Genomic DNA, 21,424 nt, shown 5'->3' on the forward strand with positions numbered 1-21,424 from the left:
ATCGACGGGTGATGGCTCCAACACAAAAAAAGCGGGAAAGATCCTCCGTTGGGTGGATCTTTCCCGCAATTCTCGCGGAGCGCAGGGCTAGGCGGTGGGGTCCTTTGGCGCGCCGGCGGCGTCGTCGGACTTCGCGGCTGCGCGGTCAGCGGCGGCCTTGATGTCGTTCACCGCCTGCTTCGCATCGTCATTGTGCGACACCTCGGCAACCGGCTTCGGTTCGACGGGAGTTGGGGTCTTCCACGGGTCCTCTACCGGCTGCGAAGCGCGCCATATCGCAACACCTGCAGTCACGGCGGCGGCGATGATGCCCACGATCAGCCAGCCCTTGCCGCTCTTGCTCTTCCGACGGCGCTTGAGGTCCTTCGCAGCACGCTCTGCCGCTGCTACTGCAGCCTTCTGTGCTTTCTTGACGGCCTTCTTGTCACCGGTCACCTTTGTGACGACGCCGGCGACGCCCGCCGGAATTGTGGCTGCAGCCAGAGTCCGGGACGCGGAGTCCGCAACATCACCCAGCCGGTAGGACACTGCCGGGATGTACTCACCGACAACTTTGTCCCGCGCCTGGTTGATCGCTGGGGTTGCGCGGTCCAGCGTGTGCTGGATACGCGGCGCAGTGTTATCAACCGCCTGCGAGATGCGTGGCGCGACCTTATCCAGGCCTTCCTGAATACGTGGCGTCACCGTGGCAATACCATCTGAGAGGCCCTGTGCCGCCCGATGCACGCCATGCTGGATCTTTGGCGAGGCTGTTTCGAAGCCCCGTTCAATGCGCGGAGCTACCCAGCCCCTGGCGGCATCCACTCGCGGACCGGCCCAATCCCGTGCCGTGCCGACTCCCATCAAAACGTTGTTCTCAAGGGTGCGGACAACGCTATCGGATTTCTTCACAACTACCTCCCGAGGATAGTGACTGTTGTCAGTCAGCCTACGTGCTATTTCGGGATACATGCCATCCGGGTGCTGATTTCACAGCATTTTCACTGTGCGCGGAACCCTCATATTCCGGGGAAAGCGCAGCAAGTGCATGGAAGAATGGAGCCCATGACAGCAATCGCTACCGCACACGCAACCATCCATACCAGCCTCGGGGACATCCTGGTGGAACTGTATGGCAACCACGCCCCCAAGACGGTGAAGAACTTCGTTGGGCTTGCCACCGGCGAGATCACCTGGACACACCCGGACACCGGCGAGGAGAGCAATGCCCCCCTGTACAACGGAACCGTCTTCCACCGTGTCATCAAGGACTTCATGATCCAGGGCGGCGATCCGCTGGGCCAGGGAATCGGCGGCCCGGGCTACAAGTTCGATGACGAGATCAACCCGGACCTGGATTTCGCCACTCCTTACAAATTGGCCATGGCCAATGCCGGTCTGCAGAACGGCCGGGGCACCAACGGGTCCCAGTTCTTCATCACCTCTGTTCCCACCACCTGGCTGCAGGGCAAGCACAGCATTTTCGGTGAGGTGAAGGATGAAGCATCACGCGCCGTCGTCGACCAACTGAACGCCATCCCCACTGATGGACGTGACCGGCCGCTGGAGGACGTTGTCATCAGCAGCATCACGGTAGAGCAGGCCTAACAACCCATGACCTACGGAATCCCGGCGGGTCAGCCGGACCAAGAGGTACCCGTATGCCCGCGCCACCCGGACAGGGTCAGTTACGTGCGGTGTCAGCGATGCGGCAGGCCTGCCTGCCCGGAGTGCCAGCGTCCGGCTGCCGTCGGGATTCAGTGCGTTGACTGTGTGCATGAGGCACAGCGCAACGCGGCCGTTCACAAGACCGTGTTCGGCGGCGCTGTACGTCAGGGTCGTCCGATTGTCACGTTCACAATCATCGGTTTGTGCGCCATCCTGTTTCTGGCGCAGTTCGTGATGCCCGGGGTTACAGACCGTCTGCTTTACGCGGGGATCTTTACTTCTGAGTACGCGCCGCCCGAACCATGGCGCATGATCACCTCCGCCTTCCTGCACTCCACCGGCTTCCTGCTCCACATCGCCTTCAACATGTATGCCCTATGGATCATGGGACAGGCCCTCGAGCCACTGCTTGGCAGGATGCGGTTTATTGCGCTCTACCTCATCGCAGCTTTCGGCGGTTCCGTTGCCGTACTCTTCCTCACCAACCCGTTGCAGGGCGTGCTTGGTGCCTCCGGTGCGGTTTTCGGGCTGTTCGGTGCCATGTTCATCGTCCAGCGGCGACGCGGCGGGGACGTACGCCAGCTCGTGGTCCTGATCGCGATTAACACCGTTCTCGGGTTCGTGGTCGAGAACATTTCCTGGCAAGCGCACCTCGGCGGGCTGCTGGCAGGCGCTGCTGCTGCAGCGATCATCGCCTATGCGCCCCGCGGGAAGAACCGCTCGCTCATTCAGTGGACCGGGCTCGGGGCCCTTACCCTCCTGCTGATTATTCTCACGTTTGTTGGGGCGCAGCTCATCTCGCTGCCGGTCTAGTTATCCACAGGGTTTATCAACACTCGGGGAAAACTTACACACATGTAATTCCACAGCTGTGGATAAGCATCCACGCGTATGTGGGCGTCTCCGTGCCCAATACCCCCAGAGTTACCCACACTTGTGGATAACTCTGTGCACAACATGTGCATGAATGCTGGCGGCGCTTGGCGGCCGACGATTTGTGCAGATATGAGCAGCAGTAGCTGGTGTCCCAGCGGCACGCGGGGCCGAAACATGGTCTGGCCGCGAACGTGCACGGGATCATCAGTGTGGGTACTCGGCCACCGCGCTCAGCTGATGGCGTCACGGACCTCGGCCAAAAGCTCACGCATGGCATTCTCCGCGGCCTCTGGATCAACTCCTGCAACCGCTGCGGCCACGGCCTCATGCGTGGCCAGCGCATGCTCGCGTGGATTGCTTGGCATCAAGCCCTGCTGGGTCCGGCCGCGCAGAACCTCCGCAACAACATCCTCCAGCGCAGCGAACATCTCGTTGCCGCTGGCGAGCAGCAGCATCGAGTGGAACTGGATATCGACGGCGAGAAATTCCTCCAGGTGCCCTGCCTCGCCAAGTTCGCGCATCTGTCGGGCAAGGTCGACGACGACGGCGCGCTGCTCCGTGGTCGCGTTCCGTGCGGCCCCTGCCGCGGCAAGTGGTTCGACGGCGCAGCGCAGCTGGGTGAGGCTCCGGAACTGTTGCGCGCGGGAGGTGCCCTCCAGCCGCCAACGGATGACCCGCGCGTCGTACACGTTCCACCGTTCCGGCGGCTGAACCACAATCCCCACCCGCCGCTTGCTGAATACCAGGTTCATGGACTCAAGGATGCGCATGCAGTCGCGGATCACGGTTCGGGAGACACCGAAACGGAGTTGAAGCGCGTCGATCGTGAGACGCTCGCCAACGGCTAGATCGCCGTTGACCACATTCCTGCCGAGCTCGTCGATGATGCGGCTGTACATCACCTCTGCAACTACTGAGGAGCCAGGCGAAGAACGCGCCACTGTTGACCTTTCGCGGAAAAGCGGTGTGCACTCAAGGATAGAGCGAGATGCGCACTTACCAAAGGTGGTATCTTTTAGTAGTGAAAGGTGCTACCTTTTACTCAGCACAAGAACCGCGCTGAAGAGCAACGACAAGGGAGTCGAGGAGTCGACATGGAAACACGGATGCACCTGGTGATCATGGGCATTTCCGGTTCAGGTAAGACGACGATCGCCACTGCGCTCTCGAAGCGCCTGGGCTGGTCCTACGCGGAGGCTGACGAGTTCCACTCGGCGGAGAACATCACGAAGATGACACAGGGCATAGCCCTCACGGATGAGGATCGGCACCCGTGGCTCACGGCTATTCAGGAGTGGGTCAGCAGCAAGAGCGCGGTCGGTGAATCCACCATTGTCACGTGCTCAGCCCTGAAACGCAGCTACCGGGACATCCTCGCCGCCGCAGATGGCGATGTTCGGTTTGTACACCTGCTCGGCGACGTCGAACTCATCCGCTCCCGTCTGAAGACACGCACGGGGCACTTCATGCCCGAATCCCTGCTGCCATCCCAGGTGAGCACCCTCGAACCGCTCGGGGAGAACGAGAACGGGATCACGGTGATGAATGTCGGAACACCTCACGAGGTCACCGATTCCATCCTGCAGCAACTCGGCCTGGCCGCCTGAACAACCACAACCCTCACGGAGAAGTAATTCATGGAAATTGAAGGCTGGACACAGACGCTTGGCGCCGGTCCACTCCTGTTCATAGCGGCCGCCGCGATCGTGGTGCTGCTCCTGCTCATCATCAAGCTGAGGATTCATGCATTCGTTGCGCTGATCCTCGTGAGCCTGTTGACGGCGTTCGCAACCGGAATACCGGCGAACCAGGTGGTGCCGGTGCTGACCAGTGGATTCGGGTCCACGCTCGCAACCGTGGCGCTCCTGGTTGGACTTGGCGCAATGCTGGGCAGGCTGGTTGAAACCAGCGGCGGCGCGAAAGTCCTTGCCGATTTCCTCATCGGGAAGTTCGGTGAGAAGCGGGCACCGCTGGCGCTTGGCGTGGCGTCATTGATTTTCGGTTTCCCGATCTTCTTCGATGCCGGCCTGGTGGTCATGTTGCCCGTGGTGTTCTCCGTGGCCCGCCGCCTTGGCGGAGGTGTCCTCATCTACGGACTGCCCGCCGCCGGTGCGTTCTCGGTCATGCACATCTTCGTGCCGCCCCACCCCGGTCCTGTAGCCGCGTCCGAATTCTTCGGCGCGAATGTTGGACTCGTAGTGCTCGTAGGCCTTGTTGCGGCAATCCCCACCTGGTACGTCACCTCGTACCTGTACGGGCTGTACATGGGCAGGCGCATTGTGCTGCCCGTTCCCGCCCTGCTCGGACAGGCTGACGAAGAGCAGGAGAGCAATCCGCCGTCATTCGGCACTGTGGTGGCAATCCTGCTCCTGCCCCTGATCCTCATCTTCCTCAACACCGGCTTGAATGCATTGAACGTTTCGGGCGCTCTGCCAGAAGGCAGTGCAGACCAGGCCTGGTTCCAGATTCTCCGCACCGTCGGCGAGACGCCGGTTGCGCTTCTGATCGCGCTCCTGGTGGCGGCGTACGTGCTCGGACGACGGCGCGGGGTGGAGAAGACCGCGCTTGAGAAGGTCCTCGAATCATCACTCGGCCCGGTGTGCTCGGTCATCCTAATCACCGGCGCGGGCGGCATGTTCGGCGGCGTCCTGCGCTCCTCGGGCATCGGAGCAGCGCTCGAGAGTGCACTGGGTAACCTCGGGATCCCTGTGATCCTCGCAGGCTTCCTCATCGCCGCGATCCTCCGCATCGCGCAAGGCTCCGCAACCGTTGCACTGACCACCGCTGCAGGGTTGATCAGCCCCGCCATCGCTTCCGGCGGTTACAACGGACTGCAGTTGGCGGCCCTGGTAATCGCCGTAGCCGCAGGATCCGTTGTAGTCAGCCACGTCAACGACTCCGGCTTCTGGCTGGTTGGCCGGTTCTTCGACATGGACGTCAAGACAACGTTCAAGACGTGGACGGTCATGGAAACTACGATCGGCGTTATGGGCTTCGGCATAGCGGCTGCCGTGTTCGGCCTCGCCTCGCTCGGCTGACCGACAACCAGCTCGGCTGACCGGCATCGAAACGAACAATGGGCGCCTCCGCGAGGAGAGCGCCCATTGTTGGTGTGACGAATGGTTATCGCCAGCGTGTGGTCATCAGGAACCCGGCGATCGCTATGCCGAAGCCGATGAGAATGTTCCACGAATCGATCTCCGGAATCGGGAAGCGTGCTTCGGAGATGTAGTAAACCAGGATCCACAGCAGACCGATGACCATCAACCCAAACATCACCGGCTTGTACCAGACGGGATTAGGCTTGGGCTCGTTCCTGGCGGGTGTCCTCGACTCGGCCGGCTTCTTGCGGGACTTCGACTCGGGCACGGATCCTCCTTGACGGGCAGTTGGACTGCCGGCGGCTCTTATATGGTCATGCGGGCTCGGAATGCGGCGAATCCACAAGCTATCCTGAAACAGGACTATTGTCATCGGCGCGGTTCTAGCTGCCCATTCTAGCTAAGAATCCAGCGCCGCGGTGTCGGGCTGCATACCGGCAGATGGGAAGAAGGCGTGACCGAGAGCGGCGGCAGCATCGCGGTGGCCCGCCGTGACCGTTCGGCACGGCGTCCCGCCCGCCGTCGTCGTGGTGTGTTTCAGACCCTCGTCCAGGTATTTGGCGAGCTGCTCATCACGGCTGGCATCCTGCTTCTTCTCTTTGTCGCGTGGGAATTATGGTGGACCAACATCGAATCCAACGCCAAGCAGGAAGAGGCGGTAGAAAACTTCATCGCCGACCTTGAGTTGCCGCCCACACTAACGGGCGAAACCAACAACAACGACGACGGCGGCACCGTAGCCGCCGAGAACGTCCCGGTTCTTGGTGGACTGCCCGCCGGGGAGACGTTCGCCGTCGTCTATGTGCCGCGCTTCGGCGAGGACTACACACGGCCGGTGACCAGCGGCGTCGGGACCGCTGTCCTGGACAACCTCGGGCTTGGGCACTACCCGGAAACGGGTATGCCGGGCGCCGTCGGTAACTTCGCGCTCGCCGGCCATCGCCAGACCAACGGGGCGGTCCTGGACAACATCCACACCTTTGTACCCGGTGACCGCATCTACGTACAGACCCGCGAGGGCTACTACACCTACGTGTACCGCAACACCCAGATCGTTCTGCCAAACCGGGTGGACGTGCTCGCCCCGGTTCCCACGCAGCCGGATGCCGAACCCGTTGAGCGGATCCTGACGTTGACCAGCTGCAATCCGAGGTTCGGCTCACAGGAACGCATCATTGCCTACGCCGTGATGGAGTCCTTCCGTCCGCTGGACGCCGGGCCGCCGGAGGGCATCGCCAGCCAGGTTTACGAGGCAGCGGAAGGAGCCGCCTGATGTACGCGTTTCTGTTCCGGCATCTGCCCGGACCGCTCTGGCTGCGCATCATCTGGTCCATCCTGCTGATCACAGCTGTACTCGCTGTCCTGGTGACGTTGGTTTTTCCCTGGCTGTCCCAGTTCAATCCCCTAACCGATTCCACGATTGGCTCCGAGTAACATGTTCAACCCCACCCGCATTTTGGTTGTCGACAACTACGACAGCTTTGTCTACACCCTCGTCGGCTACCTGCAGGAACTTGGCGCTGAAACTACGGTAGTGAGGAACGACGACGTCACCCTCGCCGAGGCGGTTGCCCTCGCCGAAGCGCGCGACGGGGTTCTCATCTCCCCGGGGCCCGGCGCCCCCGCAGAAGCCGGCGTGTGCATTGACCTGATCAAATGGTGTGGCGCGAATGCGAAGCCGATGCTCGGCGTGTGCCTTGGCCATCAGGCACTCGCCGAGGCATACGGGGGCTCCGTCACCCATGCCCCGGAGCTGATGCACGGGAAGACGTCCCTTGTGGAGCACGATTCGACCAACGTTTTCGAGGGTCTGCACTCACCGCTGACCGCCACGCGGTACCACTCGCTCGCTGCGGTGGGCGAGGTGCCTTCAGAGCTTCGGGTGACGGCGCGCACGGCCAGCGGCGTCATTATGGGCCTGGAGCACCGGTCGGCTCCCCTGTGCGGTGTCCAGTTCCACCCGGAATCCGTGTTGACGGAGGGCGGCTACCGGATGCTGGGGAACTGGCTCGAGTCGGTCGGCCTTACGGGCGCCGCCGAGCGATCAGCGTCGCTGAGCCCACTGATCCGCCAGTAGTCAGCCGCCCAGACCGTCCAGCAGGTCCCCGACCACGCCGCCGTTTCCCTGTCCGCGGCCGCGCCCGCGGCTCTCCCCTTCTTCGCTTGGGGCGGGCGTGGGAGTGGGCGTTGGGGTTGCCGACTCGGTTGGTTCCTCCTCCGCGGCGGGCTCCACCGCCACGTAAATCACCACTTCGCTGCCGGGCTCCACGTTTGAGTCCTCTGCGGGCTCCTGCTTCACGACAGTGCCGGGTTCGACGACTGCGTTCTCCTCCTCCTCGACGCGCGCCACGAGGGCACGGGCCGGGTCCTCGAGGATGGCGATCGCTTCTTCCTGCGGCAACCCGATCAGGCGGGGAACGCTCACCAGGCCGGTGGACAGGACCAGGTTCACCTCAGAGTCGGCGGGCACAGTGGAACCCAACGCCGGATCGGTCGAAACCACCCGGCCCTCGGGAACGGTGGCACTGTTGGTCTCGCTCACCATTCCACCGCGAAGCCCGGCGGACTCGAGCGCGTCACGGGCGGAGGATTCGGTCATCTGGAAGATCTCCTCCGGAACCGTGCGGTTGGCCGGTCCCTTCGAGATGCGCAGGGTCACGAGGGAGTCCGGCTCCACTTCTGCCCCAGCCTCCGGATCAGTCCCGACGGCAACGCCCGATTCGACTTCGTCGTGGAACGTGCGCTCCACCTGCGGCCTGAAGCCTGCCGCTGTAAGGGCATTACTCGCTTCGGTTTCGTTCATCGAATCCACCGACGGTACCGAAGCAAGCACCGGTTGCTCCGTTTGCGAGTTCAGCATGCCGAATAGCACGACTGCGCCGGCCGAGAGTGCCAGCGCAAGCAGAACCAGGAAGACCGCGATCCAGCCGCGTCGGCGTGAGCGCCGCTTGTCCTCGACGTCGTCGCGGCGGCCGAGCGCAATGGGGCGCGCCGCATTATCCTCTTCGTGGACGGGATCGGCGGCCATGGTGCCGCCGGCGAGCACTTTCGCCATCGCGCGGGTCTGGGGCGGATCGACGTCGTGCGCTTTAGTAGGGACTGAAGCCATCGCTTCGGTAGGCATACCGACTGCGCCGGGGGTTATGCCCTTCCTTGCGTCGACAAGCGCGGAGCGGAACTCCGCTGCGCTTTGGAAGCGTTGGGCACGGTCCTTCTCCAGCGCGATCTTCAGGACGGCTTCGATCGACCGGGGGATGCTGTCGTTGACCTCGCGGGCGGGCCTCGGAGTTTCGCGTACGTGCTGGTAGGCAACTGACACGGGGCTGTCCCCGACGAATGGAGGCCGGCCCGTCAGGAGTTCGTACAACAGGCACCCGGCAGAGTAGAGGTCGCTGCGTGCATCAACCGTTTCTCCCCTGGCCTGCTCTGGGGATAGGTACTGGGCCGTTCCGATGACCGCCTGCGTCTGGGTCATGGTTGCGGCGGAATCGGCGATGGCGCGGGCGATGCCGAAGTCCATCACCTTCACCTGGCCCTCGGGCGTGATCATCACATTTGCCGGCTTTATGTCGCGGTGGACAATGCCCGCCCGATGACTGTATTCAAGTGCGGACAGCACGCCGAGTATGTATTCGACGGAGCTTTCCGGAGTCAGGTCGCCAGCTCTGAGGAGGTCGCGAAGGGTTCGGCCCGCGACGTATTCCATGACAATGAACGGAACCCGGACGTCGTCGTGGGACCGGCCCTCAACCTCTTCCTCACCGGTGTCATAGACCGAGACGATGGTCGAGTGGTTCAGGGCAGCAACCGCCTGGGCCTCGCGGCGGAACCGTGACTGGAACAGGGGGTCGCGCGCAAGGTCCTGGCGCAGCACCTTGATCGCGACAGACCGACCCAGACGGATGTCACGACCGAGGTGCACATCGGCCATACCGCCCCGGCCAATGAGTTCACCTACTTCGTAACGTCCGTTGAGGACCTTGTCGCTGCTCACCTGATGCCCCTTCATATTTCCTTTGAACTAACCACCCTGGCCGGGAGGCGTGCTGCTCTGGCCAGGCGGGGTGGACGGCGGCGGAGTCTCTTCCGGACCCGTCGAAATGACGTACTCGACGACACTGTTCGGCTCGACCTCGGTACCTTCCTGCGGATTCACCGAGAGAACTGTGCCGGCTTCCTCCTCGGATGGTTGGCTGCCGCTTCGTACCGCGCTGAGCTGAGCCTCCGCGAGGGCCTGCTGGAGCTGTTCCTCGGTTCCGCCGACAAGCCCCGTGGGGACGGTCGTTGTTTCGGGGGCTTCAGCGAAGATCACGGTGATCGCACTGCCGGGAGGCAAGGGACCGACCGGGTTGAGGTTCAAAACTGTCCCCGGATCAAACTCGTCAGTTACTTCTGGCTGTTGGCTTACCACGAAGCCGAGCTCAGTTAGCTCCGCCACCACCTGCTCGACCGGATCTCCCTGGTAGGCTGCGGCATCAATCTGGATCGGTTCGGGAGTGGTCGGCTCCTCGGAGGTCGGCTCCGGCGTGGTCTCCTCCTGCGTCGGAGTTTCGCTCTCGGACGTCGTGGCTGATGTAGCCTGCGTGCTCGAAGCAGGCGGCGTTGATGGGTCCTCGTCGCCGGACCCTGCCAGGAGTGGCCCGAGCAGGTACCCGGCTACAGCCAGCGCAGCGATGATCAGGATTACAATCAGTGCAATCAGCCAGGGGCTGCGGCCGCGGGGCTCTTCTTCGCGGGGCGGATCGTCGTCGATCTCCTCCTCCGTCCACTCGCGCGAGGCTGCGACTGCCCCGGCGCCCACTCCTGCACCCGCGACTGCAGGAAGCGCCGATGTGCTCGGCGCCGGAACGGCGCGCGTCGCACTGGTAGGTGTGGAAACAGGCTGCGTCAGCGGCCCGGTGGGACTCCCGAACAGGAGCATGCCGGGGACGGCTGCCTCGGCTGCCCGAATGTCATTGCGGCGGATCGCGTCAACGGCCTGAGCCAGCAGCTCTGCGTTGGCCGGACGATCTGCAGGATCCTTCGCGAGCATGGAGGCGATCAGGGCGCGCACCGGCGTCGGAATGTTCTCCGGTAGTGCCGGCGGCGCGTCATTGACCTGCGCCAGGGCGATCGCTATCTGGGATTCCCCGGAGAAGGGGCGCCGGCCGGCCAGCAGTTCGTAACCGATGACGCCGAGTGCGTAAATATCGCTGGATCCGGTTGCCTGCTGCCCGGTTGCCTGCTCAGGCGCGAGGTACTGGGCGGTTCCCATGACCTGCCCTGTGGCCGTCAGGGGAACCTGGTCCGCGAGGCGGGCGATGCCGAAGTCGGTGATCTTCACGCGGCCTTCGGGCATGATCAGCAAGTTGCCGGGCTTCACATCGCGGTGAACCAACCCTTGCTGGTGCGCGACGCTGAGGGCAGTCGCAGTCTGGCCGATGATCGACAGCGTGCGGTCAGGCGAGAGGATCTGTTCGCGTTCGATGATCGTGGACAGCGGCTGGCCCGGCACCAACTCCATCACGAGGTACGCCGAGCCGGCCTCCTCGCCATAGTCGAAGACGTTGGCAATGCCCTCGTGGTTGAGGAGGGCGGTGTGGCGGGCTTCTGCGCGGAAACGATTGAGGAATCCGGGGTCACCCGTATATTCCTCTTTCAGAATCTTTATGGCTACGATGCGGCCGAGCACTTGATCCCGGGCTTTCCAGACCTCGCCCATGCCTCCGATGGCGATGCGATCAGTGAGCTGGAACCTGCCGCCTAACGTGATACCTGAAGTAGGCCTCACCTATTCAACACCGCCTCTATGAGTCTCTTAGCGTTTGGACTTGTTAACTGCGCACCCGTGGCGATGTCGACATCCTGCATCACGATTGACACGACTACTTCCGGATCATCCGCTGGAGCGAATCCCGTGAACCATGAGTTGTTTCCCTGCTCGGGAACCTCTGCTGTGCCGGTCTTTCCTGCTACGTCAACACCAGGAATCGCGGCGTCGCTTGCAGTGCCGTTATTCACAACGTTAACCATCCACTCGGTGATCTGGTTCGCGTTGTCCGCGCTCAGCGACTCACGGAAGACTTCCGGCTGCGGTTCCTCGATCATGGACAGATCCGGTGCGCGGACGGCCTTCACCAGGTTCGGCTTCATGAGCACACCGTCATTGGCGATCGCCGCGCTCACCATAGCCATCTGCAAAGGCGTGACCGCAACACTGAACTGCCCGATGGCGGACTGCGCGAGCTGTGCCTGATCCATACCCGTGGGGAACTGGCTGGCAGTGACCCTGACCGGGACGTAGAACTCTTCACCGAAACCGAAGTCCTGTGCCTGCTCCAGGACTGCATCCTCGCCGAGGTCCCAGGCAATCTGGGCAAAGGGGGTATTACAGGACTGCTCCAGAGCGAACTCCAGGTCAGCCGTATCCCGGCTGGCGCAGCCGCCGTTGGTGAAATTGGGCAGTCCCACGTCGGTTCCCGGCAGATCCAGCACGGCGGGGTTCGGGATGGTCGACTCGGCGTCGAACTGGCCGGATTCCAGCGCCGCGGCCGCGACGACGAGCTTGAAGACCGAACCCGGAGCGACCAGTGACTCAGTCGCCGGATTGAAGTAGATCGACAGGTTGGGAACCTGCGACAGTTCCTCGATATTCTGCACCACGGCGCCCGTGTCATGTGCGGCCAACAGGTTGGGGTCGTAGGAGGGTTTGGACGCCATCGCCAGGATGTTTCCGGTGTCCGGTTCCATGACGACGATCGAACCCTGCTGGCCCTCAGGGATCATGTCCCAGGCCATTTGTTGAAGCTGCGGGTCGATGGTGAGCTCAACGGACGCGCCCTGAGCCGGCGCTCCTGAGAAGAGCCTGGTTACGCGGTCGATGAACTGGTCACTGCTCTCACCGGAGAGCACGTCGTTCTTCACTTTCTCCAACTGTGACGTTCCGCCGACCAGCGAGAAATAGCCTGTCAAGTGCGCGTACATTTCCGGCTGGTTGTAGACCCGCTGATAGTTGAACTGGTCGTCCGAGGGTACCGACTCAGCGATAGGGCGCCCATCGACGAGGATGGCGCCACGGTTCTTTCCGTAGTCTTCAAGGATTTCCCGGGTGTTCCAGTCGTTGCCCTCCAACGCCTCGGCCTCGAAGAACTGAACGAAAGTAAGCGAACCCAAAACCAGTGCGAACATGCTGATGGCGACGATCCAGGAACGGCGGATGGCCTGATTCATGCGCTGACCTCCCGGGTGTTGTCTGTGGCAGGTGAGTTACGGTTCTGCTTGCCCTCCGGGAACGTCTCCCGGACCGGCCCTTTGACAGCGGGCCTGCGGGCGGTTTCTGAGATCAGCAGGAGCAGGGCGACAATGATCCAGTTCGCCAGCAGTGACGAACCGCCTGCGGACATGAACGGCGTGGTCAATCCGGTCAACGGAATGAGACGCGTAACGCCCCCGATCACCACGAAGCACTGCAGCGCGATGGTGAAGGAAAGCCCGCAAGCTAACAACTTGCCGAAGCCGTCACGAGTTCCCAGTGCAGCTCGGAACCCGCGGGATACCAGCAGGACATAGAGCAGGATGATCGCGAAGAGACCAACGAGGCCCAGTTCTTCTCCGAGTGCCGCGATGATCATGTCGCTGTTCGCATAGGTCACCAGGTCCGGCCGGCCCTCGCCCAGTCCCGTGCCCACTAAACCGCCGTTGGCTAGTCCGAAGAGTCCTTGCACCACTTGTCCGCTACCGCCGGGGTTTCGGTTGAAGACCTCCGGGTCAAACGCGTTGATCCAGCTGTCGATGCGAAGGGCGACGTGACTGAAGAGCTGGAGTGCCACAAACCCTCCGACCGCGATCATGGCCAGTCCAATCAGAACCCAGCTGAACCGCGACGTAGCGACGTAGATCATGGCCATGAAGAGTCCGAAGAAGAGGATCGAGGACCCGAGGTCGCGCTGGAAGATCAGCACGCCGATACTGACCAGCCAGGCCGCCACCATTGGTGCGAGGTCGCGGAACCGGGGAAACTGCAATGGCCCGAGTTTCTTCCCGGCCAAGAGAATGAGGTCGCGGTTAGTCGATAGATAGCCGGCGAAGAATATGGCGAGCGTGATCTTGGCGACCTCGCCGGGCTGGAAGGTGCCAAAGCCGACGCTGATCCAGATACGCGCGCCGTTAATTTCAAGACCCAGCGGTGTCAAAGGGAGGAGGAGCAGCACCGCGCTGACGATCAGAGAGATGTACGTAAAGCGGCGAAGAATCCGATGATCCTTGAAGATAATGAGAGTTGCGATCGAAGCGGCCATCGCCACCGTTGTCCAGAGGAACTGGGCTGGTGCAACCGGATCAACATCCGCTGGCAGCGACAGGTCCAGACGATAGATCATCGCCAGGCCGATCCCGTTAAGAGCGATCACGATCGGGAGTATTACTGGATCGGCATATTTAGCGCGGAAGCGCAGCACCAGGTGGAAGATCAGCGCGAGAGCGGCTAGCGTTCCGCTCTGGAGCCAGAAGGCGGAATCGAAGGGGTTTTCCTTTTCCAGGCCCACGATCCAGTTGGCTCCCACGGCAACGGCCAGTGCCACCACGAGTAGGAGTGCTTCGACGTTACGCCGGGGCTTGGGAACTGTCAGGACATCACTCATTGCGCTCTCCCTCCGCACAGGGCGGGATCGCCCGGATCTGCTTGTGCGCTCGCTGAGGCACTCGCGCTCGCTTCGGCGGACGGACTTGCCGTTTCGGATTGGTCAGGGCTGGGACTGGGGCTTGGCTCGGCGGTTTCCGAGTTCTCTTCGCCCGTTGGGGTCGGGCTTGCAGACGGACTTGGGTCATCAGCAGGTGGACATGGAATGGCTCGAAGGGACTGACGCAGGTCAGCGACGATGTCCTGCGCATGGGCAAGGTCGCGGGCTGCGAGGGTGTTCTCGAGCCGGTTGCGTTGGAACTCCGGCAGGCTCGCCACCGGAATGTCTGTAGTTTCGTCCACGTGACTGAGGGGGATCGGTCCCAGCGTTTGGGCGACACCGTTGTAAATGGCCACGTTGCTCTCGTAGGTGGCTACGTAGTAGCGGGTTTGCGTCCACGTATAACCGAACCAGAGAACACCCGCCAGCATGAGCGCCAGTACACTCAACGCGGCAGGCAAGAGCCAACGGCGCCGGCGGGGCTTCGAATCGTCGTCGTTCTCGTCGTCGTCATTGACGTCGTCCGACTCCGCTTTATGAGTCAGCATCATCGCCGCACGGCGTTCGGTGGAACGCTGCGTGACAATCGGGATCTGGCCGGTCTCAGTCGCAAGGGCTGCGGAGCCCACCAGGGTGTGCGGCCGCGAGGACAGGTCTTCGCGGATAACGTCGGCGCGGATGGCGGCGCCCGGCAGCTGGTCCTCCCCAGTCGCCGGGGTGTCCCCCTCTTTCTCACCTGCAGCTTGTCGGGCGGGTGGTAACGCGGTGAGCGCCGCGGTGCGGAGGTCCTCGGGGGAGGCGGTGTCGACGTCGACGATGACGATGGTCACGTTGTCGGGCGACCCGCCCGCCAACGTCAGCTCGACGAGCGTGTCCACACACGCGGTCCGGTCCGGGGTTTCGCGGATGACGCGTTCGACGGTGGCATCGTTCAGGACCGCGTTCAATCCGTCGGAGCAGAGCAGCCACCGCTCACCGGGCGCGGCATCGTACGTGTTCAGGTCCAGTTCCGGGCTGGCATCCACGTCGCCGAGGACGCGCATCAGCACGTTCTTGTGCGGGTGGATGTCTGCTTCCTCGGGCTTCAGCCGGCCTTCTTCTATGAGCCGCTGGACGAAGGTGTGATCGACGCTGACCTGCTCGAAGACGTCGTCCTTGAGGCGATACGCCCTAGAGTCACCGATGTGCGCGAAGGAGATTTTCTCGTCGTTCAGGAGCATGGCGGTCACGGTGGTTCCCATGCCGGCCAGCTGCGGGTTGGTGCTGACGAGTTCCGAGAGAAGGGAGTTGGCGGTCTGGATCTCGTCAGCGAGGTGGGTGCCGGCGTCGTCGTCGTAATCCTTGCGGTCCAGGTGGACCAGATCCAGCACGGTTGAGGCGGAGGCGACATTTCCGCCCGCGTGGCCACCCATCCCGTCGGCTACAACGGCGAGATAGCGGCCTGCGTAGGCGGAATCGTCATTCTTCGAACGGACCATCCCCACATCGGAGCGGGCCGCGAAACGAAAGACCAAGGCCATGGACTACGGCCTCAATTCAATGACCGTCTTACCGATCCGAACGGGGACGCCCGGCTCCACCGGAAGGGCTCGGGTTAGTTGATTACCGCCGAGGAATGTTCCGTTTGTGGAACCAAGGTCCTCGATAAACCAGCGGCTTCCCTGCGGGAACAGGCGTGCGTGGCGGCCGGAGGCGTAGTCGTCCTCCAGAACGAGCGTGGCTTCCTGTGCGCGGCCCAGAAGGATGGGGCTGGATGCGAGCTCAAGAATGGTGCCGGAGAGGGGGCCTTCGGTGACGACCAGCGAGCGGGCCTGCGGACGCGAGGGGGCGTCCTCAACCAGCTCGGGGTTTCTGCGGGCTTCACGTGCCGTAGGCGTTCCGGTCCGGTTGCGCCGGCCCACCACGAGATCCCGGCGGAGTGCGCTCACAACACTGAGTACCAGGACCCAGATCAGGAGCAGAAAGCCGTATCTCAGGAGCGTTTCGGTCAGTTCACTCATACCTGGCGGCCACCGTTCTGCACGGGAACAAGTCGGAAGGTCATTTTGGTGCGCCCCATTGTTATGACGGAGCCGTCCGTCAGCTCCGCCTCGCCCTGGACGCGCTGGCCGTTTACGTAGCTGCCGTTAGTGGATCCGAGATCAACCGCGCGGGCTGTGCCGGACCCGGTGCGGATTTCGAGGTGGCGGCGAGACACCCCTGTGTCGTCGATAAGAATGTCTGCTTCGGAGGAACGGCCAAGCACCACTGTGCCGGCGTTGAGGGAGTAGCGCTGGCCGTCCAGCTCGAGGATCGGCTGGTAGCGCGTGGGTTGGCGATTAGGTGCGCTGGGCGCTGCCGGGCGGCGCGGTCCGGATTGCTTCTCGGTGGCCGAATCGATCTCGAAGTTGCCGGGCTTGAGGTCGGAGTCGCGGGTAAAGGACACCTTCACCGGGCCCTGCAAAGTGTAATTCTGACTGTTTACGTGCTTAATGACGACGTCGCACAACTCCTCCGCGAGGGTGGCGCCCCACTCCTGCGCGAGGGCGAAGTCAGGGTCGGAAAGCCTCGCGGTGAAAACATTGGGAGCGAGGGTGCGCCCCTGGGCGAGTGTCATCGACTTGTTATCGAGCTCCCGACGAAGGGCGCTGGCGATCTCAACGGGTTGAACCTGGGAGCGGGAACCGGTGGAGAAGGCGCCCCGAACCATCTTCTCAAGTCCGCGCTCGACGTTATCCAATAAGCCCATGTTCAACCTCCTCACCTGCGTATTTGTGCTGCGGAACGTGCCCACGCTGAAAGCCGCGGGGGCATGCTGGATTGCTGCTCTCTTGGTTCGATACTACTTGGGCGTCCCCTAAATGGCCTTAACTGTCGGTTCTGCCCACCGATTACTGACAACGATTCTGATCTCCCTTGAGTTGCGTTTGGTGCTCCACCTCACGTTGGATCCTGCGCGTTTAGGTGTTTTCGGCGGGCCTCCGTTATGCTTGTTTCTGCTGTTCTTAGGAATATTTCTTACACGCGCGAGTGGCGGAACGGCAGACGCGCTGGCTTCAGGTGCCAGTATCCGAAAGGGTGTGGGGGTTCAAATCCCCCCTCGCGCACCAAAGTAGTACCTTTCAAACCCTCACGACGTGATCGTGGGGGTTTGTCATTTCTAGGGGTCATGAGGGTGGCGCCTAGGCTTTTCACTTCTCCGCTTGGCGCTGGCTCGTCGTCCCGGCCGTGGGCGATCTGCAGAAGTGTCGCGAACGGCTCGTGCAGATCGCCGTGGACAGTATCGTCCTCGTCGACGAGGATCTGAGTAAACAGGGCCTGGTTGAATAGTCGACGCTGGTGTTCGGGTGGGCCTTGTACGCAGCATGGCAGTTGGCCAGCAGGTCGAGCGCATGCCTCATAGTTGATTCGATCGCAGCGAACGTTGTGGCGGTTTCGGATAGACGCTGTTCGACGCGATCCAGGCCGCTACTGATTCGTTCCTGTTCGCTCTTCAACAAGTCCATTGGCAGGGCGCCAGCGTAGTGAGCCTGCAAAAGCTTCTCTCGTTCGCCTTCCCGCGGTTGGTGGCCCGGTCAACCTGACCTGGCACAACCAGCTGTAGACGCCTAGCGCGAAAAGTGCGGCAACACAACATCCGGTGATCAAGCCAAAGGGGGAACGGTCTTGTAACCTTCTGCGCAAGGTCAGCGTTGGCCTCTCGCCTAGACCGGGGTTACATTTGTTTCATTCGGCGCTCGATGACAAGCGCAACGGTGACCGCCGTGAGCACTCCGATGATGGTCAGGATCAGAAGGAGCAGCAGCAGGTCTCTGGGCACGACCAGTGCGAGAAATGACATGAGGGCGACAAGTACTGCGGCACTCAAGAGGACAGCCATCCGCAGTCTTCTCAGCTTGGCTCTAGCGGGAGCAGTCTCAGAGGCTGGTTCCTTACTCTTGCTTGATTTTTCGAGCACAAAGGCCAGGCCCATCCCCACGATTCCCACGAAAGGTATGGTAATCATGAAGGGCGCGGCAAGGTTGGGCTGGGTGATCGCTAAGCCAGCCATTCCGAGCATGATCGCAACTGCTGGAATAAGGACTGCTAGTCGAAGCTTCAAGTTCATCTCATGTTCCAAAAGTGATGAGCGCCACGGCTGGGCACGCGATGAGGCCGCCAATAAGACCTACTCCAAGTGACGCGATCCCTAAGAGAGTGAAGCCGACGCCGCATATCAAGTTAGCGGCGAAGTCGTTCTCTTCTTCGGTCAGGAGGCCGGTTGGATCTGTGTTGTTCGTTGGACTGCACTCGGCGTAGGTGTATCTATTCTGCTCGAGAGCTGATGGGTCGGGTTGGGTGAAGCGTCCGGTGGTGGAGTCGTAGTATCGGGCGCCGAGTTTGGTGTATCCGGTGGCGGCGTCTTTGTAGCCGCCGGTGAATTGGAATGGATTGTTGGCGGCTTGGGTTCCGGTGGTGGTGGTGTTGCCCCAGGAGTCGTAGGTGTAGGTGGCGGCTTTGGCTTGGGTGTTGTTGGTTAGAGCGATGGTGGAGCCGAGAGCGTCGGTGGTGTAGTAGAAGGTTCCGGCGCTGTTGGTCATGCTGAGCAGGTTGCCTTGAGGATCTCGAAGGAACGAGGTCGTTGCACCGTTGTTGGTGGTGCGGGTGATGCCGAGTATTCCGTTGAGGATGTTGATGGTTCCGGCGGTGGTGCGTTCGGTGTTGGACGGTCCGGCGTAGGTGAACGATGTGGTGGTGCCGTTGCGGGTGTGTGCGGTCATCTGGTCGAACACGTTGTAGGTGCTGGTTGGAGTACCGGCTTTGGTGGTGTTCCCGTTGGCGTCGTAGGTGTAGGTCGCGGCCCCGGAGGGTGGCGTAGCGCAGGGACCGGAGGTGGCTGCGCTCCAGCAAAGCTGATCGGCGGCGTTGTACGCGTAGTGCACGGTTGGGGTGCCGGTCTTAGCGGCGGTGAGCCGGTTGCCGTTGGCGTCGTAGGTCCAGGACTCGGTGGTTGATCCGGTGACCGCTGCGGTGAGGCGTTGCATTTTGTCGTAGGTGTAAGTGGTGGTTGCACCGGTTTCGGTGGTCATAGTCTTGCGCAGGGCGCCGTCTTTACCGCTGGCGCCGACGGTGTAGGTGTAGGCGCGTTTGGTGAGTACCGTGCCGCTGCTGTTGGTCGCGGTGATGGAGGCGATGCGACCGGCGTTGTCGTAGACGGTGGTGTTGGTGACACCGTTTGGATGTTTGGTGGCGGTGCGCCGGTCGTTGTCGTCGTAGGCGAAACCGGTGCATTTGGTGCTGTTCGGGAAGACCGGAGTGGCGGGGCAGGAACCGCCGGGAGCGGCCAAGGCAGTGAGCCGGCCGTCGTCATCGTAGCGGTAGGTGACGGTGCCGGCTGGGTCGGTGTGCGAGGTGACGTTGGAGGCGTGATCGAAAGTGAGAATTGTGGTGGCCCCGCCGATGGTTTTCGTCGTGGGCCGGTTCTGCGCATCGAAGCTGTAGGTGCTGTTACCGGCGGCGTCGGTACGGCCGGTGAGGTTGCCGTTGGCGTCGTAGCTGTAACTCACGCAGGTCGCAGTAACACAGGTGGCCCCGTAACGGATTTGTGTGAGCCGGTCGACCCCGTCGTAGGTGTAGGTGGCGATCTGGCCTTTGCCGTCGGTGCTGGTGGCGACCCGGCCTGCGGCGTCGAAGGTGTTCGTTACCACGCCCATGGGTGCCGGTTCGGCGATAGTGACCGGGTTCCGGGCACTGTTGTAAGTGATCGAGGTGGTGTTGCCCTTGCCGTCGATGGTTTTGCAGAGCTGACCACGGAGAGCACCGCAGGTGGTACCTGCAGCATCACCCTGGTAGCGGTTGACGAGGGTCCCGCCCTGCCCGGACGGCGTGAGCGTCTGGTACGGGCGCTGCGTGACAGAGTCGTACGTGTAGGTGGTCGTATTGCCTTCACTGTCGGTGGAGGAGGTCGGCTGATACTCCAACCATGCATCCCCCGCGGTGGCCGGCGGGTAGGTATACGTGACCTGTGTGCCAGTGCCGCCGGCCGCGCCCGCCGGAGACGTGACTGTGGCGAGGGTGTTGTTCGGGTTCCATGTCTGAGTTGTCAGGTTCCCGAGTTCATTCAGGGTGCTGAGCACGTCATCGTGTGCGTTGAAGGTCCTCGTGGTGGTGTGCCCGAGCGGGTCGGTCACGGCGGTGACCTGCCGCGCCGAATTGAAGGTGTATGCGGTTTGTCGGTTATCGGTGTCCGTTAGGTAGGCGGTGGTGGAGCTATAGGAGGACAGGGTGTCCACGCTCCATGCGTCGGTGCCGAACCCGAAATGTACCTGCGCGGCTTTGCCATCGTAGTAGGACAGGTCGGTGGTGGTGTTCCGGCCGTCCGTGAAGGTCTCCATCAAACCGTTGCTGTAGTAGGAGAACCCGTAGTTCTCTCCGGTGGGGTCGGTGATGTCATGCATGCGGCCCTGGGAGTCGTAATCGATCCAGATGATCCGGCCCAAGGTGTGATCGGTGACTTTCGAGGGTTGTTCGGTGTTATCGGAGTCGTGATAGCCGAAGCTGACCTGCCGGCCGTTCGGGGTGGTGATCGAAGCGAGCCGCCCGCTGGAATCGTATGCGTAGGCGATCCGGTCCGCGGTGGCACTGTAGTGATCTCCCGCGTAGGCGAGCCGGAACACGCCACTGATTTTCTGGTAGAAGTTTGTGTGACCGGTGTCGTTGAACCGCAGCGTGATAGCGGTGGAGCTGAAGGCCGCGATCGAAGCGTTCAATCCCGGTGGCATGGTCCAGCCCCCGCCGGACTTCGGCATGAACTTATACGTTCCGCCGTCAGCGGCCGTGTACGTGACCGAACTATCGGTTCCAACTGTCAGCGCGGTTTCGTGAGTGCCCGCGGAAAGAGTGGGCCGGTGATCGTTAATGCTGTTGTATCGCCAGAACAGGTCGATATCCCTGTCCGCGCCTTCCAAGTGCAGCAAATCCCCGGTCAGCATGATGTTCCCCGTCGTCGGGTTCCATGCCAGGCGCACCGCATCAGTCAGGTCACGGCCGACCATTTCAGCAGCCTTACGATTCCCCGACAGATGGCCATCCGGACCCGAAGCCGACGGCAAACTTGAGCTCAGCGCGAGGTTCTGCGGCATCGGCCCAGGCACGGCCCTAGCCGTTGATGCATCCGCCGTAATA

The 21,424-nt window shown here is 62.2% G+C and carries 19 protein-coding genes and 1 tRNA gene; 8 read left to right on the plus strand and 12 right to left on the minus strand.

The window, feature by feature from the left end:
- Positions 1–87: 87 nt before the first annotated feature.
- Entirely contained in the window at positions 88–891 is an 804-nt protein-coding gene (locus tag BJ994_RS16460; protein WP_167995494.1) for a hypothetical protein, read from the minus strand.
- A gap of 153 nt (positions 892–1,044) precedes the next feature.
- Here BJ994_RS16460 and BJ994_RS16465 point away from each other — a divergent pair, with 153 nt between their 5' ends.
- Positions 1,045–1,587 (plus strand): peptidylprolyl isomerase, encoded by a 543-nt coding sequence (locus BJ994_RS16465; protein WP_167995495.1) that lies wholly within the window; start codon positions 1,045–1,047, stop codon positions 1,585–1,587.
- Positions 1,588–1,593: 6 nt separating this feature from the next.
- Positions 1,594–2,460, plus strand: coding sequence for a rhomboid family intramembrane serine protease (locus BJ994_RS16470; RefSeq protein WP_167995496.1), 867 nt, complete (start codon positions 1,594–1,596; stop codon positions 2,458–2,460).
- Positions 2,461–2,753: 293 nt separating this feature from the next.
- Here BJ994_RS16470 and BJ994_RS16475 read toward each other — a convergent pair whose 3' ends face one another.
- Positions 2,754–3,464, minus strand: a complete 711-nt coding sequence (locus BJ994_RS16475; protein WP_342450411.1) for a FadR/GntR family transcriptional regulator — start codon at positions 3,462–3,464, stop codon at positions 2,754–2,756.
- A 153-nt stretch (positions 3,465–3,617) separates the two neighbouring features.
- Here BJ994_RS16475 and BJ994_RS16480 point away from each other — a divergent pair, with 153 nt between their 5' ends.
- Both BJ994_RS16480 and BJ994_RS16485 read left to right on the plus strand, forming a co-directional pair.
- Positions 3,618–4,130 carry a gluconokinase gene (locus BJ994_RS16480; protein ID WP_167995497.1) on the plus strand — a complete coding sequence of 171 codons (513 nt, stop codon included), beginning with the start codon at positions 3,618–3,620 and terminating at the stop codon, positions 4,128–4,130.
- Positions 4,131–4,160: 30 nt separating this feature from the next.
- Positions 4,161–5,561: a GntP family permease gene (locus tag BJ994_RS16485; protein ID WP_167995498.1), complete on the plus strand. Its 1,401-nt coding sequence runs from the start codon at positions 4,161–4,163 to the stop codon at positions 5,559–5,561.
- 85 nt (positions 5,562–5,646) lie between these two features.
- On the opposite strand, the gene BJ994_RS16490 is transcribed toward BJ994_RS16485, so the two are convergent.
- Entirely contained in the window at positions 5,647–5,892 is a 246-nt protein-coding gene (locus tag BJ994_RS16490) for a cell division protein CrgA (RefSeq protein ID WP_342450412.1), read from the minus strand.
- Between the two features lie 264 nt (positions 5,893–6,156).
- Here BJ994_RS16490 and BJ994_RS16495 point away from each other — a divergent pair, with 264 nt between their 5' ends.
- From BJ994_RS16495 to BJ994_RS16505, 3 genes are read left to right on the plus strand one after another with little or no spacing between them, the layout of a single operon-like run.
- Positions 6,157–6,897: a class E sortase gene (locus BJ994_RS16495; protein WP_425339409.1), complete on the plus strand. Its 741-nt coding sequence runs from the start codon at positions 6,157–6,159 to the stop codon at positions 6,895–6,897.
- Positions 6,897–7,058, plus strand: a complete 162-nt coding sequence (locus BJ994_RS16500) for a hypothetical protein (RefSeq protein ID WP_167995500.1) — start codon at positions 6,897–6,899, stop codon at positions 7,056–7,058. The genes BJ994_RS16495 and BJ994_RS16500 overlap by 1 nt, the downstream gene beginning before the upstream one ends.
- A gap of 1 nt (position 7,059) precedes the next feature.
- Positions 7,060–7,701 (plus strand): anthranilate synthase component II, encoded by a 642-nt coding sequence (locus BJ994_RS16505; RefSeq protein ID WP_167995501.1) that lies wholly within the window; start codon positions 7,060–7,062, stop codon positions 7,699–7,701.
- Here BJ994_RS16505 and pknB read toward each other — a convergent pair whose 3' ends face one another.
- From pknB to BJ994_RS16540, 7 genes are read right to left on the minus strand one after another with little or no spacing between them, the layout of a single operon-like run.
- Positions 7,702–9,633 (minus strand): Stk1 family PASTA domain-containing Ser/Thr kinase, encoded by a 1,932-nt coding sequence (gene pknB, locus BJ994_RS16510; protein ID WP_209066971.1) that lies wholly within the window; start codon positions 9,631–9,633, stop codon positions 7,702–7,704. It lies immediately after the preceding gene.
- Positions 9,634–9,645: 12 nt separating this feature from the next.
- Positions 9,646–11,394: a protein kinase domain-containing protein gene (locus BJ994_RS16515; protein ID WP_167995503.1), complete on the minus strand. Its 1,749-nt coding sequence runs from the start codon at positions 11,392–11,394 to the stop codon at positions 9,646–9,648.
- Positions 11,391–12,833: a peptidoglycan D,D-transpeptidase FtsI family protein gene (locus BJ994_RS16520; RefSeq protein ID WP_167995504.1), complete on the minus strand. Its 1,443-nt coding sequence runs from the start codon at positions 12,831–12,833 to the stop codon at positions 11,391–11,393. Before BJ994_RS16520 ends, BJ994_RS16515 begins: the two co-directional genes overlap by 4 nt.
- Positions 12,830–14,242 (minus strand): FtsW/RodA/SpoVE family cell cycle protein, encoded by a 1,413-nt coding sequence (locus BJ994_RS16525; RefSeq protein WP_167995505.1) that lies wholly within the window; start codon positions 14,240–14,242, stop codon positions 12,830–12,832. The genes BJ994_RS16520 and BJ994_RS16525 overlap by 4 nt, the downstream gene beginning before the upstream one ends.
- On the minus strand, positions 14,239–15,801 hold the full coding sequence (locus tag BJ994_RS16530) for a PP2C family protein-serine/threonine phosphatase (protein WP_245192313.1): 1,563 nt from the start codon (positions 15,799–15,801) through the stop codon (positions 14,239–14,241). Before BJ994_RS16530 ends, BJ994_RS16525 begins: the two co-directional genes overlap by 4 nt.
- 3 nt (positions 15,802–15,804) lie before the next feature.
- Positions 15,805–16,281 (minus strand): FHA domain-containing protein FhaB/FipA, encoded by a 477-nt coding sequence (locus tag BJ994_RS16535; protein WP_167995506.1) that lies wholly within the window; start codon positions 16,279–16,281, stop codon positions 15,805–15,807.
- Positions 16,278–17,009 carry an FHA domain-containing protein gene (locus tag BJ994_RS16540; RefSeq protein ID WP_167995507.1) on the minus strand — a complete coding sequence of 244 codons (732 nt, stop codon included), beginning with the start codon at positions 17,007–17,009 and terminating at the stop codon, positions 16,278–16,280. The genes BJ994_RS16535 and BJ994_RS16540 overlap by 4 nt, the downstream gene beginning before the upstream one ends.
- Before the next feature lie 275 nt (positions 17,010–17,284).
- Here BJ994_RS16540 and BJ994_RS16545 point away from each other — a divergent pair.
- A tRNA-Leu gene (locus BJ994_RS16545) sits at positions 17,285–17,370 on the plus strand.
- Between the two features lie 605 nt (positions 17,371–17,975).
- Here BJ994_RS16545 and BJ994_RS16550 read toward each other — a convergent pair.
- Together BJ994_RS16550 and BJ994_RS16555 are read right to left on the minus strand one after the other, a co-directional pair.
- Complete coding sequence (locus BJ994_RS16550) at positions 17,976–18,368, minus strand: hypothetical protein (RefSeq protein WP_167995508.1); 393 nt, start codon at positions 18,366–18,368, stop codon at positions 17,976–17,978.
- A 1-nt stretch (position 18,369) separates the two neighbouring features.
- Positions 18,370–21,294 (minus strand): RHS repeat-associated core domain-containing protein, encoded by a 2,925-nt coding sequence (locus BJ994_RS16555; RefSeq protein WP_167995509.1) that lies wholly within the window; start codon positions 21,292–21,294, stop codon positions 18,370–18,372.
- Positions 21,295–21,424 lie beyond the last annotated feature (130 nt).

This window comes from Arthrobacter pigmenti, from assembly GCF_011927905.1.
GTDB lineage: Bacteria > Actinomycetota > Actinomycetes > Actinomycetales > Micrococcaceae > Arthrobacter_D > Arthrobacter_D pigmenti.

Coding starts and splice junctions, on each gene's coding strand:
- BJ994_RS16530 (WP_245192313.1), bottom strand. CDS start 15,801: ATGGCCTTGGTCTTTCGTTTCGCGGCCCGCTCCGATGTGGGGATGGTC.
- BJ994_RS16525 (WP_167995505.1), bottom strand. CDS start 14,242: ATGAGTGATGTCCTGACAGTTCCCAAGCCCCGGCGTAACGTCGAAGCA.
- BJ994_RS16535 (WP_167995506.1), bottom strand. CDS start 16,281: ATGAGTGAACTGACCGAAACGCTCCTGAGATACGGCTTTCTGCTCCTG.
- BJ994_RS16485 (WP_167995498.1), top strand. CDS start 4,161: ATGGAAATTGAAGGCTGGACACAGACGCTTGGCGCCGGTCCACTCCTG.
- pknB (WP_209066971.1), bottom strand. CDS start 9,633: ATGAAGGGGCATCAGGTGAGCAGCGACAAGGTCCTCAACGGACGTTAC.
- BJ994_RS16540 (WP_167995507.1), bottom strand. CDS start 17,009: ATGGGCTTATTGGATAACGTCGAGCGCGGACTTGAGAAGATGGTTCGG.
- BJ994_RS16500 (WP_167995500.1), top strand. CDS start 6,897: ATGTACGCGTTTCTGTTCCGGCATCTGCCCGGACCGCTCTGGCTGCGC.
- BJ994_RS16520 (WP_167995504.1), bottom strand. CDS start 12,833: ATGAATCAGGCCATCCGCCGTTCCTGGATCGTCGCCATCAGCATGTTC.
- BJ994_RS16550 (WP_167995508.1), bottom strand. CDS start 18,368: ATGAACTTGAAGCTTCGACTAGCAGTCCTTATTCCAGCAGTTGCGATC.
- BJ994_RS16465 (WP_167995495.1), top strand. CDS start 1,045: ATGACAGCAATCGCTACCGCACACGCAACCATCCATACCAGCCTCGGG.
- BJ994_RS16480 (WP_167995497.1), top strand. CDS start 3,618: ATGGAAACACGGATGCACCTGGTGATCATGGGCATTTCCGGTTCAGGT.
- BJ994_RS16555 (WP_167995509.1), bottom strand. CDS start 21,294: ATGGTCGGCCGTGACCTGACTGATGCGGTGCGCCTGGCATGGAACCCG.
- BJ994_RS16470 (WP_167995496.1), top strand. CDS start 1,594: ATGACCTACGGAATCCCGGCGGGTCAGCCGGACCAAGAGGTACCCGTA.
- BJ994_RS16505 (WP_167995501.1), top strand. CDS start 7,060: ATGTTCAACCCCACCCGCATTTTGGTTGTCGACAACTACGACAGCTTT.